The sequence below is a fragment of the Thioalkalivibrio sp. ALMg13-2 genome, from assembly GCF_000381185.1.
In the GTDB taxonomy this organism is placed as follows: Bacteria; Pseudomonadota; Gammaproteobacteria; order Ectothiorhodospirales; family Ectothiorhodospiraceae; genus Thioalkalivibrio; species Thioalkalivibrio versutus.
On sequence record NZ_KB906100.1, the window covers coordinates 89,574 to 102,743 of the forward strand.

Genomic DNA, 13,170 nt, shown 5'->3' on the forward strand with positions numbered 1-13,170 from the left:
TTCGCCTTCGGCACCGTCATTGCGAGGAGCCGAAGGCGACGCGGCAACCTCCATCCGGAACCACCGGCTCCCGACTCGGTGCCAGCTTTGGGAGGTTGCCACGGCCCCTGCGGGGCCTCGCAATGACGGTGCCAGGGGCGGCGCCCGGGAGCCAGAGAAATTGGACCTCGTGCCCGAGCGTGGCAGGCTAGGCACATGATGAATCTGCGCCGGCCGGCACCCCCGACCGATCCCAGGGCCGAACGCGAGCGCATTCGGCGCGCCCTGATGTGGCCCATGCTCGGAGCCGGCATCCTGATCGCGATCCATGCGCTGCAGGAGCTGACCGGCGGTGACTGGTCACGCCTGGGCATCCTCCCGCGCGACGCGGTCGGGGTGCTGGGCATCATCACCTCGCCGCTGATCCACGGCTCCTGGGGCCACCTGCTGGCCAATGTCCCGACCCTCTGGGTGCTGGGCATGCTGACCCTCTACGGCTTTCCCCAGGCCACGCGCACGGCGGTGCCGCTGATCTGGCTGATGGGTGGACTGGGCGTGTGGCTGTTTGCCCGCGAGGGGCTGCACATCGGGGCGTCCGGCCTTACCCACGGTCTGATGTTCTTCGCGGTCGTGATCGGGATTCGCCGCCGCGATGCGCTGTCCATCGCGCTCGCCATCATCATCCTGTTCCTTTACGGAAGCATGCTGTGGGGCGTGTTCCCCAGTGGTCCCAAGGTGTCCTTCGAGGCACACCTGTTCGGCGCGGTGGTGGGCGCGGTCTGTGGCGGGTTCCTGTACCGGCGTGACCCGTTACCCCCGGCGCGCCGATCCTCCTGGGAGGACGACGACGAGACCGACCCGGAGACCCTGCGCAAGATCGAGCAGGGGCGGTTGGACGAGATCGAGCCAAGACAGCCGCCGGAGGAACCGGGGCGACGTGATTAGTCGGACACGTGTGTTGATGCGGTTCGCTACGCTCAGCGCATCCTACGATGATGCTTCCGGACCCGCAGATCGTAGGGTGCCGTGAGCGCAGCGAACCGCACCGCCCCCCTCTCACTGTCCGAAATACATCCGCACCCCCGCCATCAAGGTCAGACCCGGCGCTGGCTCGTAGTAGCGGCCGCCCGCCGCATTGATCCGGATGTTGTCGACATTGTCCGCATCCAGCAGGTTGTTGGCGGCGACGAAGGCCTCGGCACGGGTATCGCCCTGCTGCCAGAACCGGCCGGCGCGCAGGTTCAGCGTCGTCTGCGGCCCCACCTTCTCCGTGTTCGCGTTGTCCGCGTAACGCGACCCCACGTGCAGCGCGTCCACGGTCACGAACCAGGGGCCGTCGCGCCAGTCGGCCTCGACGAACAACTGCTCGCGCGGCAGCCCCGGCATCCGGTTGCCGTCATGGCGAACTCCCTCGGCATCCTCGAACTCGCGAAAACGGAAACGATTGAGGCTTGCAGCGGCGCTCAGGGTCCACTGTGGGTTCAACCGCCAGTCTGCGCTTAGCTCAACGCCATCGCGGGCCGTGCGCCCGGCGTTGGTATAGAACGTCCGGTCGCCCTGACCTTCAAGCTGGTACGGCGACAGCTCGTCGCGCACCCGGGTAGCGTAGACCGAGGCCTCCCAGGAGAGCTGCGGATTCTCGCGCCGGATACCGACCTCGATACTGCGCGCCCGTTGTGGGTCCACCTCGGGGTTGAAGCCGCCTCCGCCCTCCGGATTGGCAAACTCGGTGAAGGTCGGGGTCTCGAAGTTGGTCGCCACATTCACGTAGGCGCGATACTCGGGCCGGAAGTGCCAGATCAGCCCGGCCATGCCGCTGGTCTCGTCAAAGGTCCGCCGGCCCGATCGGTCCGTGACGTCATTACCGTCGTCAAACCGCTCGGCGAAGTGATCGTCGATGGACATGCGAATACGATCGTGACGGGCGCCGGCCACCAGGTTCCAGTCCGACCCGAGTGCGGTATCGGTCTGGACAAATACCCCGCGAGAGCGCGCCTGTTCACGCTGATCCAACGTCAGGTCGCCGATCGAAGGCGTGCCACCCGGGCAGTTCGCGGCTCCCTGAATGTCGGTACAGCGCCGGGTCCGGTCGTCGCGCTGCTCCTCCAGATCAACACCGGTCAGCACGCGGGTCGGCCCGATATCGCGCTCGTACTGGGCATTGACTCCAAAGAAATCGCGCTCGTAGGCGACGCGGGAATCCCCGGGGAAGGGCAACTGCTGCGCATAGTCGCGCTGGGTCCAGAAGCCACCCAGACGCAGCTCACCCCCGGCCAGGGGCTGTTCCCATTGCAGGCCCGTGGTCAGCTGTTCAGCGGACTGGGTGCTGTCCAGCGCCGTGGACAGCGGGGCCGCGGCACGCCGGTCCTCGCGCATCTCCTCGCGGGTCAGGCCGCCGGGGTCATCGGTGCGCGGCGCATCCAGGTAGCGCAGGTGAAAGTTGAGGGTGCCGGCTTCCAGTTCCGAGGCGGTGTGCAGGCGCAGATAGCGCTTCTCGGCGGTGGACTGTTCGCGGTAGCCGTCGATGGCGAAATCATGTGCGGTCAGGGAATAGCGGTGGGTCCCATGGTTCTGCTCCGCCACCGCTTCGGCGCGCCGATAACCGTAGCTGCCCATCAGCACGCCGCCGCCGAAGCCGCGCGGATCCCGCCCGTCGCGGGTGCGCGCAGCGATCACGCCGCCGGAGGCATTGCCGTACAACGCCGCGCTGGGCCCGCGCAGCACCTCGATGTCGCGCAGATTCAGCAGGTCGATCGCATCCACCTGCGACTGCCCGTCCGGCGTGGTCTCGGGGATCCCGTCCTGCAGGATGCGCAGTCCACGCACCCCGAACGGGGCGCGCGAACCGAACCCGCGGATCGAGATTCGCGCATCCTGGGCAAAGTTGTAGCGGTTCTGCGCGAACAGCCCCGGCACACGGTTGAGCGCCTCGTCCAGCTGCAGGCCCTGGCGCCCCTCGGTGGCCTGGCGCTCGTCGACCCGGCTGACCGCCGCCGGCAGATCCGCCAGCGGGGTCGCCAGGCGCGGCGCCGTCACCGTGATCTCGACCGGATCGAGCCTCGGCGGCGCCTCATCCTCCGCCCATGCCGGGGCGAGCCCCAAGCCTGCCAGGGGAAGCACCAGGACGGCCCCGCTGAATGCGCCACGGGCATCCCGGCCACTCGCACTGAGCAACCGCTTCGGCACGCTGCCGTTACTCCCGGAGAATCAGCCGTTCGGTCAGGAGCTCGCCATGGCCGAGGAAGGCGTCATACAACGCGCGGCTGCGCTCCGCCAGAGGAGAACCCTCTTCCCAGGCGCCGGGCCGATCGAACGCTTCCCCGATGCGGTAGCCATTGCCAACGGCCTGCACGAAGGCCGCGACCGACCGCGTGGTCACCCGGGGGTCTATGACGCGCCCATCGGCGTAACTGAGGGCCGCGGGGATCGTCCCGTCCTCCAGCTGGTAGTCCAGCGCACCCAACAACAACCGGTCGATCGCACGCCCCACCTGGCCTTCCAGCTCCGGGGTGCGCTCGCCGATCAGGCCCGCGGTGCCCTCACGCTCGCGCAGTAGCGAGAAGCCGCCAGTCAGCTGATGTACAAAACGCCACTGCGCCGCGGTATCCACGTAATCGGCGGCTGCTCGGGCATTGCCGTCCTCGAATTTCAGCCGGGCCGGAAGGCCCCAGTCGCGCATCGGGCCATGGCCCGCCATTACCGCACCGGCAATGGCTGCGGCGCGATCCGCCAGGGTCGCGGCGCGTTCGGCATCCGCCGAGTCACCGTACAGGTACAGCATCTCGTAGAGCGCCTTGTGGCCGCGCAACATCGCTCCGATCTGGTCCAGCGACCACTCCGCGCCCTGGTCAAGCTGATAGATGCCGGCCTCCGCGTCCCATGCCGCCTCCGCAGCCTCGGCCATGGCCCGGGCGACCTCCACCAGATCCTCGCGCGAGTGGCCCAGCCAGCCCTCCAGCGCGGCACGCTCCATCTTACCCATATCCTCTGCGCCACCCGGTTTGTCCTGGCGCACCCAGGCGTACGTCGCGGCATGCAGCGCGTCCAGCCCGTAGGCGAAGCCGTCGGCTTCGGAACCATTCGCCGCATGCATGACCCCGTCGGCGTGGCGCTCGTTGACGACATGGCTGGTGAGGATCGAGATCAATGGCGAGGGCGTATGCGTCAGCTCGTCGTACAGACCGAGATGCTCGAAACGCCCGGCGCTGTGATGCATGTGATAGAGGTAGGCCGCATCGGCATAGACCTCCGGGGCCGCCTCGTCATCACCCCCTGCATGCGCCCGGATGCGACCGTCGTCGACCAGCCGGCCGTGCACGGTATCCAGCAGCTCCAGCCAGGTCTGGCCGACGGACTGCATGGGATCCTCCGACAGATCCGGCCGGTAGCCCTCATGGCCCAGCTCGCTGTCGCGCATCAGGCGGCCCTTGACGGTCAGCGCCCCCAACACCATGAACGCATCCTCGGCGGCCATGCCCTTGGCATGCACCAGGACCCGCTCGTCCGCATCCAGCCCCTGCGCCACACCCACCGGGGTGGCCTGGGCGTTCGCCATACCCGCCAGTGTGAACGCCACGACCGTGGCCAGCGCCTTTACGGATGTCGTCATGATCTTCTTCCCCTGATGTGTGTTCGACATTCGGGCAGATCGTGTCGCCCATGCCTGAGCAGACCGGGCACGCTTCGACCGGTTCCCCCGGATAGCCGTTGCGTCTACACAACAGTGTTGCCTTTTCACGCGATCTTCATCGCAGCTTAACCGGGGCGTCACCCGGCCTCCCCATGCTTGTGCCCTGTCGAGAGGCACTCGCGTCTCGCCAACGTTCAAACGCAAATAGGGGAGAAATCCATGAACCGCAAGCACCTGCTGACCAGCCTGATCGCCTCCGGCCTGGTCGTCCCGGCCCTGGCCGCCGCCGACTGGACGCTGTACGGCCGCGCCCACCTGTCCGCCGACATCCTTGACGACGGCGCCGACTACAACGAATTCAACGTCTCGAGCAAGTCCAGCCGCCTGGGCTTCAAGGGCGAGCGCGAGTTCCGCGAGCAGCTGGTCGGGATGTTCCAGATCGAACAGCAAGTGGACTTCGATACCGACGACGACAAAGAACTCGGCTTCGCGACCCGCGACACCTTCGTCGGCCTGCGCGGCGACCAGTGGGGCATGCTGCGCGTCGGCAAGTTTGATACCCCGTTCAAGCGCGCCCGTGGGCCCGCCAACTTCTTTGGCGACCAGGTCGGCGACATGCGCAACCTGACGCGTACCAATGCTCACGGCCGCTACGACGAGCGCTTCAACAACAGCATCCATTACCAGACCCCCAGCTTCGGCGGCCTGACCTGGAACATTCAGTACTCCAACGAGACCAGTGATGCCACCACCGGGGATGGCGCGGAGAACAAGGCCTACTCCACCTCGCTAAACCTCAGCATGGGCGATCTGACCGGTGCCCTGGCCTACGAAAAGCAGGAAAACGGAGCCAACGATCCGGATGCCTGGCGCCTGGCCGTCGGCTATCGCATCACCCCCGCCTTCCGCGTCGGCGCCTTCTACCAGAACTCTGAAGTCGACAACACCCGCACGGTTGGCGGCAACCTGGTGACTCCGGACATCGAGGCGGATGTGTACGGCCTTGGCGGGCAGTTCCGCCTGACCCCGAGCATGTACCTGAACGGTCACGTCTTCCAGCTGGATTCCGACCTGGACGATGCCGACGCCACCATGTATGCCCTGGGTCTCGAATACCGCCTGGATAGCGATCTGCGCTTCTACGGCAACATCGCCATGGTCGACAACGACGACACCTCGGCCCTGACCCCGTGGGGTGCGGCGCGCTCCGCCCGTCCGGGCGGCACCGAAGGCGAGAACGCCACGGCGCTGTCCATCGGCATGCGTTACGACTTCTAAGTCGCGGCAGCAGCCCGCGCCCTGAAGCCCGGGAGAGCTGGGTACGGGCTGCACACAAAAAACCCCCGCCGGGGCGTAATCCGGCGGGGGTTTCTCGTTCAGCACAGGCTTGATGACTAGCGGGTTACGCGCCAGCCACTGCTGCCTTCTACCATACGAATCTCGTCGACAATCTCTTCCGTATTCCCGCGTCCGTCACTGAGCGTGGCCTCGATCGTGCAATCATAGGCTCGGCCTCCGTCCACTTCGGCACAGTCGCGACTGTGCACGTCAAAGCTGACATCCCCCGCGGGCATGCCCATTTGCGCCATCTCCTGAGCCATCTGGTCCGTGGCCGCCTGCAGCGCCTGCTCCACATCACCGGTCGACGGACCACCGGAACAACCCGCCAGCAGAAGGCCGATCCCTGCGGTGGCCAGCATCATCTTTGTCTTCATCGTTCACTCCTCCTTGTGCATTGCGGGACACACCGGACGTGCGCCCCGAATCCGTCCATACCTAGTTCAGCATCTGTTCCGCCAGCGCGGCATAGATCACCTGGTTCGCCTCGTCACGGCCTTCGCCGCGGAAGCGAACAAAATCGACATTGTCGTGCTCCGGGTTGACCGGGACCCGCTCGTAATCGGCATATCCATCGTCGAGTTCGACCTGGAACAGGGTCAGGATGGTTTCCATCCTCCGGGTGATGCCACGCTGGCGATGCTGGGTAACGAGGATCGCCGTGCCTCGGCGCGCGCCCAGCGGGAATACGTGGTCATCGCTCATCTCGCCGATCGGCTGCACGTGCTCACCCATCGCGTCCGCGAGCAGCGCCCGGGCGTAGGCCCGCTGGGCAGAGCTCAGCGCGTTGCGCTCGTTCGTGTGACCGCCAGAAAACATCGTTCGGTTGTCCAGCTGCTGAGTCTGATGGTCCAGCGAGGTTGCGCGGCGGTCGAGCCGCACCTCTTCATTGCGCAGATCGCGACGGGTGCCGTAACGGTTTTCCGCGACGACGAACCGGTCATTCAGCGCATCGCGGGCCTCGTCGAGATCGCCGCGCAGGGTCCCGTCGGGCGCGCGGCGCCCGAAGCGGGCCCGAATGCCGAGCGTCTCGTCCAGCTCGTAGTAATCGAGCAGGCCAGAGACGAGGATCGGGTCCAGGCGCTCCTGCACGGTGTCATCACCCCTGTACGGGCGTGAGGAGACCATCACGCAAACCCCGTGCGACTCGCGCGCATCGACCACCAATGGGTTGTCAGTATCTGCACAGGCACGGCTATTGTCGGCCTCCCAGGAACGCCACGAATAGCCGTTGAACTGGCTGAGCGCGCGGATCGGGAGCTCGTGCTCCATGATGGCTTCGTTCATCGCCGCGAGGATGGAATCCGCGACCTCCTCCTGCCTGGCCTCGAGGGCCTCAATTTTGGCCTCCAGGGCCTCCACCACCTCGCGCTCGTCTGCGACGAAGGCGTCGATCCCCGCGAGCTCCTCATCCAGCGCCTCGCGCTCGGCCGCCAGCTCCGTGTGCGCCTGTTCCAGCTCTGCCCGGGCCTCGGCCTGTTCGCTCTCGAAGGCTTCGCGGGTTGAACGGCGCTTGTCGATTAACGTCACGTAGGCCCGCTCGAGCTCGGCCGCCGCCTCGCCCTCGTACATCAGCGCCAGGTCGGCAGGCTCGTTCGGCTCTTCATCCAGTCGTTCGGAGAGCTCGTCCAGGTGTTCACCGAGCGGTTGCACGGCTGCGGCGGCGTCGGGGGACAACATGAACGACCAGCCCGCGTCGAGACTGCCGAGGACTTGCTGCCGGAACTCGGCCTGTTCGGCGATCGAGAGATCGCCGAGATCGAACTCGGCTTCGTCGGGATAGGGGGAGCTGCAACCCGTGGCGAGCGCCAGGGCAACGGCGGGCAGGACGCCCGCGAACAATACGCGGTTCATGAACGGAATCCTTTGCTGGGACCTCGGCTATCCGTGCCGGGGATTGGGGCGAGCCTAGCCGGCCCGGCGCGCAGCGGTCAATGCCGGCGGGCGACGGGCCGGTAATGCCCCAGGTTCAGTCGCGCAGGTGCTGGTTGACGAAGCGGGTGACGCGGATCATGGCGTCGCGCGATGCGAGGTCGTCGGCGAAGGTGCGGTTGTTGCCGTTGCGGAAGTCGAAGCCGCGGCCCACGCCGGGGTATTCGATCCAGTGCACTTCGCCCCCGCGGCTTGCGAGACCGTCGGCGGCCATGCGCGCGGTACGGTGACGCTGATACTGCTCCTCGTCCCCGATCAGGATCATCATCGGGATCTCGAGCTCGTTGACCTCGTTGGCGTAGCGATACACCTGGTGCGGCTCGCCCAGGTTCGGGTCCTGCAGGTGCGGGTAGTAGCCGGCCCAGCAGGCGACATCCTCGACCTGGCGCTCGAAGGTGACGGCGACTTTGAGCGCCTTGTAGCCGCCACGGGTGATGGACACCAGACAGGCGCGGTCACCCACGATGTCGTCGCGTTCCAGCAGCACGTCCAGACCGCTGTTCAGATCGCCTTCCAGCTCGTAATCATGGTCCAGCGGATGACTCTCCATAAAGCGGCCGGTGTACAGATCCGGCGCCAGCACGACGAAACCGCGCGCGGCCAGGCGCTTCACGTGCAGTTCGGCCAGATCGTCCAGGCCGCGCCGGCCATGGGTCCAGAGGATTGCGGGATAGTCCTCACCGTCCGCCGGACGGGCGACCATCGCTGGAATGCCGATGCCATCGCGCTCGTATTCGATGCGTTCGATCGCCACCTCGTGGTTTTCGAGATCGGCGTACATGACCCCGTCCTCCCACCAGTTGTCGTCCCACCACCAGTTGTCGGAACCGGTGGTTTCATCGGCCGCCAGCGGGGCCGAGATCAGGGCCGTGGCGGCCAGCAGACAGAAAGAACGCAGCACTGGAAACATCGGAAACCTCTCGTGGTGGACGTACGGACGCGATCGCCCTCGAAAGACGGACGGCGCGGGTGCTTTCTTCCGAGGGTAGTGCAATCCCGCAGGCCGTGCCCATCCCGCCAGTTTGGGATCATGCGCCGCCGGGAAACCCCAGCTGGCGCCAGGCCTCGTAGACCACCACCGCGACGGCATTGGAGAGGTTGAGGCTGCGGCTGCCCTCGCGCATCGGGAGACGCAGGCGATGCTCCGGCGGCAGGGTCTCCAGGACCGACTCCGGCAGACCGCGCGTCTCCGGGCCGAACAACAAGGCATCGCCATCACGGAAGGTCGGGGCGTCGTAGCGGGCCTGCCCGCGCGTGGTCATGGCGAACACCCGGCCAGGCTGCACCGATTCCCGCCACTGGTCGAGGCTGTCATACTCTTGCACCCGGGCCAGCTCGTGATAGTCGAGCCCGGCGCGGCGCGCCCGCGCACTGTCCAGCTCGAAGCCGAGCGGGTGGATCAGGTGCAGCGCCGCCCCGGTATTGGCCGCCAGACGAATGATATTGCCCGTGTTCGGCGGGATCTCCGGTTCATAGAGGACGATGTGAAGCATGAGTGATTCGCGCACCGATCCGCGGCTGGCCCTGGAATTCTGCGGCCTGCATTTGAACACGCCGCTGGTGCTGCTGTCCGGCTGTGTCGGCTTTGGCGAGGAATACACCCGCGTGGCGGGTTTCTCCAATCGCGATGCCGGGGCCATCTGCCTGAAGGGCACCACGGGCGCCGCACGGCTGGGCAATGCCCCGCACCGCGTCTACGAAACCCCGGACGGCATGCTCAACGCCATCGGCCTGCAGAACCCCGGGGTCGACCACGTGGTGGACCACACCCTGCCGCAGCTGGACTTCGACGAGACGCGCTTCTTCGCCAACGTCTCGGGCTCCACCCTCGAGGAGTACATCGAGGTCACCCGGCGCTTCGACGACTCGCCCATCGACGCCATCGAGATCAACATCTCCTGCCCCAACGTGAAGGAAGGCGGCGTCGCCTTCGGCAATGACCCGGACATGTCCGCGCGGGTGGTCGAGGCCTGCCGCAAGGTCACCTCCAAGCCGCTGATCACCAAGCTCTCGCCCAACCAGACGGACATCGCCGAGAATGCCCGGCGCTGCATCGAGGCCGGCACCGACGCCTTTGCGGTCATCAACACCCTGATGGGGATGGCAGTGGACGTGGAAAACCGACGCGCGGTCATCGGCAACAACCAGGGCGGCCTGTCCGGCCCGGCGATCAAGCCGATCGCGCTGCTGAAGGTGCAGCAGGTCTATCAGGTGGCCGCGCCGCACAACGTGCCGATCATCGGCCAGGGCGGCGTGATGAATGCCACCGACGCGCTGGAATTCCTGATCGCCGGCGCCAGCACCGTGGGCGTGGGCACGGGCCTGTTCTACGACGCACTGTGCCTGCCGAAGATCCTGCACGGCATCAGCGACTACATGGACCGCCACGGCTACACCCACGTGCGCGACCTGACCGGCACCCTGCAACTGAACGGTGCCGTCTCCGCCTGCGCCCCGCCTGCTCCGCAGGATCCCACCACCTGAAAGGCCGGTTCACTAAAGAGCCTGTTGACCACGAAGGACACGGAGAAAGGCGCCAATTTTTCAGAGGGGTAGGATGCGTTGAGCCATGCGAAACGCATCGGGGCCGAGCCACCCCGTGTGGCCGATGCGTTTCGCATGGCTCATCTGCATCCTACCCGTAACAAGACGATCCCTGGTTTTCTCCGTGTCCTCCGTGATCTCTGGGGTTAAATCGCCCTTGCCCTTCTTCGTGCCTTCGCGGTGAAAAGACCTACTCGTCGTCGAGGCCGAGTTCCTGGATCTTGCGGGTGAGGGTGTTGCGGCCCCACCCAAGCAGGGCGGCCGCCTGCTGGCGGTGACCACCGGTCGCGTTCAGGGCCTCGCGGATCACCGTGCGTTCCATCTGCGGCAGGACCGAGCCCAGCAGGTCGTGATCGCCGCGCTGCCAGTGCTGGCGGGCGACCTGGGCGAGTTCGGCGGTCCAGTCCCGCGGCCCGGCAGCGACACGGACCGGGGCACTCCCGGGCTCGGCACGGCTCTCGGTCGGCTGGTGCAACTCGGCCGGCAGGTCATCCAGGTGCACCTCGCGGCCCGACGCCATCACGGTGAGCCAGCGGCAAGTGTTTTCCAGCTGGCGGACGTTCCCCGGCCACGGCAGGCGCTGCAGCTCCGCGACCACCTCGGGGCGCATGGTCTTGGCCTCCACCCCCAGTTCCTGAGCGACCTCGGCCATGAAGTGCTGTACCAGCAACGGGATATCCTCCGGCCGCTCGCGCAGGGAGGGCACGTGGATGCGGATCACGTTCAGGCGGTGGAACAGATCCTCGCGGAACAAGCCCGCGCGGACGCGTTCTTCCAGGTCCTGGTGGGTCGCGGCGATGATGCGCACGTCCACCCGGATCGGGGTATGGCCGCCCACACGGTAGAACGTGCCATCGGACAGCACCCGCAACAGACGCGTCTGCAGGTCGAACGGCATATCGCCGATCTCGTCGAGGAACAGGGTCCCGCCGTCGGCCTGCTCGAAGCGGCCCTTGCGACTCTGGTTGGCCCCGGTGAACGCGCCGCGTTCGTGACCGAACAGCTCGCTTTCCAGGAGATCCTTGGGGATGGCTGCGGTGTTCAGCGCGATCAACGGCTGGTCGGCGCGCGGGCTGTGCTGGTGCAGGGCCCGCGCGACCAGCTCCTTGCCGGTACCGGACTCGCCATTGATCAGCACGGTGATATTGCTGCGCGAGAGCCGCCCGATGGCACGGAACATCTCCTGCATGGCCGGGGCCTCGCCGATGATCGGGGTCTCCTCGATCTCGGGACCGGCGGGGCCGTTCTCCTGCCCGGCACGGCGCGCCTCCAGCGCGCGTTGCACCAGGGCCACGGCCTCGTCCACGTCGAACGGCTTGGGCAGGTACTCGAAGGCCCCGGTCTGGTAAGCGCCCACCGCGCTCTCCAGATCGGAGAAGGCGGTCATGATGATGACCGGCGGCGGATCCGGGCGGGTCTGCATGCGGGCGAGGAAATCCAGCCCGTTCAGGCCCGGCATGCGGATGTCGGCGACGATGGTGTCCGGGACCGGATCCCGCTCGAGCGCCGCCCAGGCAGCGTCCGCGGTCTCGAAGCCGCGCACGGCGATCGCGTGACGCTGGAGGGCGCGTTCCAGCACCCAGCGAATCGAGTCGTCGTCGTCAATGATCCAGACGATGGGTTCCATCAGTGCGTCTCCTCCCGGCCCTGGGGGGAATCAATAGGAAGCAGGATGTCGAATGAGGTCGCCCCCGGGCGCGAATGGCATTCGATCAAGCCGTCATGCAGCTGGATCAGGCTCTGGGCAATCGGCAGCCCCAGCCCGGTGCCCTCGGCGCGCCCGGTGACCATCGGGAAAAAGATGCGTTCGCGGATCTCCTCCGGGATGCCGGGGCCGTTGTCGCGCACACTCAGTTTGGCCACCAGCCGGTGGCGCTTCCCGGAGATCGTGTACTGGCGCAGGATCCGCGAGCTCAGGGTGATCTGCCCCCCGTCTTCCAGTGCATGCACCGCGTTCTGCACCAGGTTGAGGATGGCCTGCACCAGCATGTCGCGATCCGCCTGCACGTCGGGAATACTGGGGTCGTAGTCGCCGCGGATCTTCAGCCCCAGCGGCAGTTGCACGCTGACCAGGCCCCGGACGTGCTCCAGGACCTCGTGCAGATTGACGGCCTCGCGCCGCGGCATGTTGTTCGGCCCCAGCATGCGGTCGACCAGGCTGCGCAGGCGGTCCGCCTCGCGAATGATGATCTGGGTGTATTCCTTGAGGCCCGAGTCGTCCAGCTCGCTGGCGAGCAACTGCGCCGCGCCGCGCAGCCCGCCCAACGGGTTCTTGATCTCGTGGGCCAGCCCGCGCGTCACTGCACGGGTGATCGCCTGCTGCTTCTGCAACTGTTCCTCGCGGCTGATGCGCTCGTGGCGGTCGATGGCGTTCAGTTCGAACAGCAGCTGGCCTGGCCGCTCGCCGGCGGCGTGCAGTGGCGTGATGATCACGTCGGCCAGGAAGCTGTCGGCTCGGAGGGGCTCCATCTGACGGGCACGCAGCGTGATCGGCTGATCCAGGGTCAGCGCCGAACGCAGGCGGTTGGCCAGATTCCGGTCCAACTTGAGCCATTGCCCCAGTCCGTGACCGACGATGCGTTCGCGGCTAAGCCCGAGCAGGACCTCGGCCGCACTGTTCAGGCTCAGCAGGCGCAGTTCCGCATCGGTCACCAGCACGGCCGTGGAGAGGTCGTCCCACCAGGGCGGGGTGGTCATACCGGGATTGGCAGCGGGCGTAGTCATCGAAAGGCCTCAAGCAGGAATCG

At 66.7% G+C, this 13,170-nt stretch carries 11 protein-coding genes; 3 read left to right on the forward strand and 8 right to left on the reverse strand.

What is annotated here, in order from left to right; genetic code table 11:
* The first annotated feature begins 195 nt into the window (after positions 1-195).
* A complete protein-coding gene (locus F618_RS0100435; RefSeq protein ID WP_018948200.1) occupies positions 196-924 on the forward strand; it encodes a rhomboid family intramembrane serine protease in 729 nt (242 codons plus the stop codon).
* A 111-nt stretch (positions 925-1,035) separates the two neighbouring features.
* On the opposite strand, the gene F618_RS0100440 is transcribed toward F618_RS0100435, so the two are convergent.
* Positions 1,036-3,099 (reverse strand): TonB-dependent receptor family protein, encoded by a 2,064-nt coding sequence (locus F618_RS0100440; RefSeq protein WP_369772984.1) that lies wholly within the window; start codon positions 3,097-3,099, stop codon positions 1,036-1,038.
* Positions 3,100-3,172: 73 nt separating this feature from the next.
* Positions 3,173-4,618: a hypothetical protein gene (locus F618_RS0100445; RefSeq protein WP_019567472.1), complete on the reverse strand. Its 1,446-nt coding sequence runs from the start codon at positions 4,616-4,618 to the stop codon at positions 3,173-3,175.
* Between the two features lie 210 nt (positions 4,619-4,828).
* On the opposite strand from F618_RS0100445, the gene F618_RS0100450 reads away from it, so the two are divergent.
* Positions 4,829-5,887, forward strand: a complete 1,059-nt coding sequence (locus tag F618_RS0100450) for a porin (RefSeq protein WP_019567473.1) — start codon at positions 4,829-4,831, stop codon at positions 5,885-5,887.
* 116 nt (positions 5,888-6,003) lie between these two features.
* On the opposite strand, the gene F618_RS0100455 is transcribed toward F618_RS0100450, so the two are convergent.
* The 4 genes from F618_RS0100455 to F618_RS0100470 all read right to left on the reverse strand — a co-directional run bounded on the left by F618_RS0100455 (position 6,004) and on the right by F618_RS0100470 (position 9,372).
* Complete coding sequence (locus tag F618_RS0100455; RefSeq protein WP_019563106.1) at positions 6,004-6,324, reverse strand: hypothetical protein; 321 nt, start codon at positions 6,322-6,324, stop codon at positions 6,004-6,006.
* Between the two features lie 61 nt (positions 6,325-6,385).
* Positions 6,386-7,801 carry a hypothetical protein gene (locus F618_RS0100460; RefSeq protein WP_019563107.1) on the reverse strand — a complete coding sequence of 472 codons (1,416 nt, stop codon included), beginning with the start codon at positions 7,799-7,801 and terminating at the stop codon, positions 6,386-6,388.
* A gap of 115 nt (positions 7,802-7,916) precedes the next feature.
* The gene (locus F618_RS0100465) at positions 7,917-8,789 is read right to left on the reverse strand and encodes a dienelactone hydrolase family protein (RefSeq protein WP_019567474.1); all 873 of its coding nucleotides are present in this window, start codon (positions 8,787-8,789) and stop codon (positions 7,917-7,919) included.
* A gap of 118 nt (positions 8,790-8,907) precedes the next feature.
* Positions 8,908-9,372 carry a tRNA (cytidine(34)-2'-O)-methyltransferase gene (locus tag F618_RS0100470; RefSeq protein ID WP_018937435.1) on the reverse strand — a complete coding sequence of 155 codons (465 nt, stop codon included), beginning with the start codon at positions 9,370-9,372 and terminating at the stop codon, positions 8,908-8,910.
* Between F618_RS0100470 and F618_RS0100475 the strand changes: the two genes are divergently transcribed.
* A complete protein-coding gene (locus F618_RS0100475) occupies positions 9,371-10,363 on the forward strand; it encodes a dihydroorotate dehydrogenase (protein ID WP_018937436.1) in 993 nt (330 codons plus the stop codon). The genes F618_RS0100470 and F618_RS0100475 overlap by 2 nt on opposite strands.
* A 250-nt stretch (positions 10,364-10,613) precedes the next feature.
* Here the strand turns inward: F618_RS0100475 and ntrC are convergent, their stop codons facing one another.
* Positions 10,614-12,050 (reverse strand): nitrogen regulation protein NR(I), encoded by a 1,437-nt coding sequence (ntrC, locus tag F618_RS0100480; RefSeq protein WP_018145059.1) that lies wholly within the window; start codon positions 12,048-12,050, stop codon positions 10,614-10,616.
* A complete protein-coding gene (glnL, locus tag F618_RS0100485) occupies positions 12,050-13,147 on the reverse strand; it encodes a nitrogen regulation protein NR(II) (RefSeq protein WP_018937437.1) in 1,098 nt (365 codons plus the stop codon). The genes ntrC and glnL overlap by 1 nt, the downstream gene beginning before the upstream one ends.
* Between the last annotated feature and the right edge of the window lie 23 nt (positions 13,148-13,170).

What these genes read in the sequence shown, in the direction of transcription:
- F618_RS0100435 (WP_018948200.1), top strand. Translation starts at nt 196, where the DNA reads ATGATGAATCTGCGCCGGCCGGCACCCCCGACCGATCCCAGGGCCGAA.
- F618_RS0100455 (WP_019563106.1), bottom strand. Translation starts at nt 6,324, where the DNA reads ATGAAGACAAAGATGATGCTGGCCACCGCAGGGATCGGCCTTCTGCTG.
- F618_RS0100460 (WP_019563107.1), bottom strand. Translation starts at nt 7,801, where the DNA reads ATGAACCGCGTATTGTTCGCGGGCGTCCTGCCCGCCGTTGCCCTGGCG.
- F618_RS0100465 (WP_019567474.1), bottom strand. Translation starts at nt 8,789, where the DNA reads ATGTTTCCAGTGCTGCGTTCTTTCTGTCTGCTGGCCGCCACGGCCCTG.
- glnL (WP_018937437.1), bottom strand. Translation starts at nt 13,147, where the DNA reads ATGACTACGCCCGCTGCCAATCCCGGTATGACCACCCCGCCCTGGTGG.
- F618_RS0100445 (WP_019567472.1), bottom strand. Translation starts at nt 4,618, where the DNA reads ATGTCGAACACACATCAGGGGAAGAAGATCATGACGACATCCGTAAAG.
- ntrC (WP_018145059.1), bottom strand. Translation starts at nt 12,050, where the DNA reads ATGGAACCCATCGTCTGGATCATTGACGACGACGACTCGATTCGCTGG.
- F618_RS0100450 (WP_019567473.1), top strand. Translation starts at nt 4,829, where the DNA reads ATGAACCGCAAGCACCTGCTGACCAGCCTGATCGCCTCCGGCCTGGTC.
- F618_RS0100475 (WP_018937436.1), top strand. Translation starts at nt 9,371, where the DNA reads ATGAGTGATTCGCGCACCGATCCGCGGCTGGCCCTGGAATTCTGCGGC.
- F618_RS0100470 (WP_018937435.1), bottom strand. Translation starts at nt 9,372, where the DNA reads ATGCTTCACATCGTCCTCTATGAACCGGAGATCCCGCCGAACACGGGC.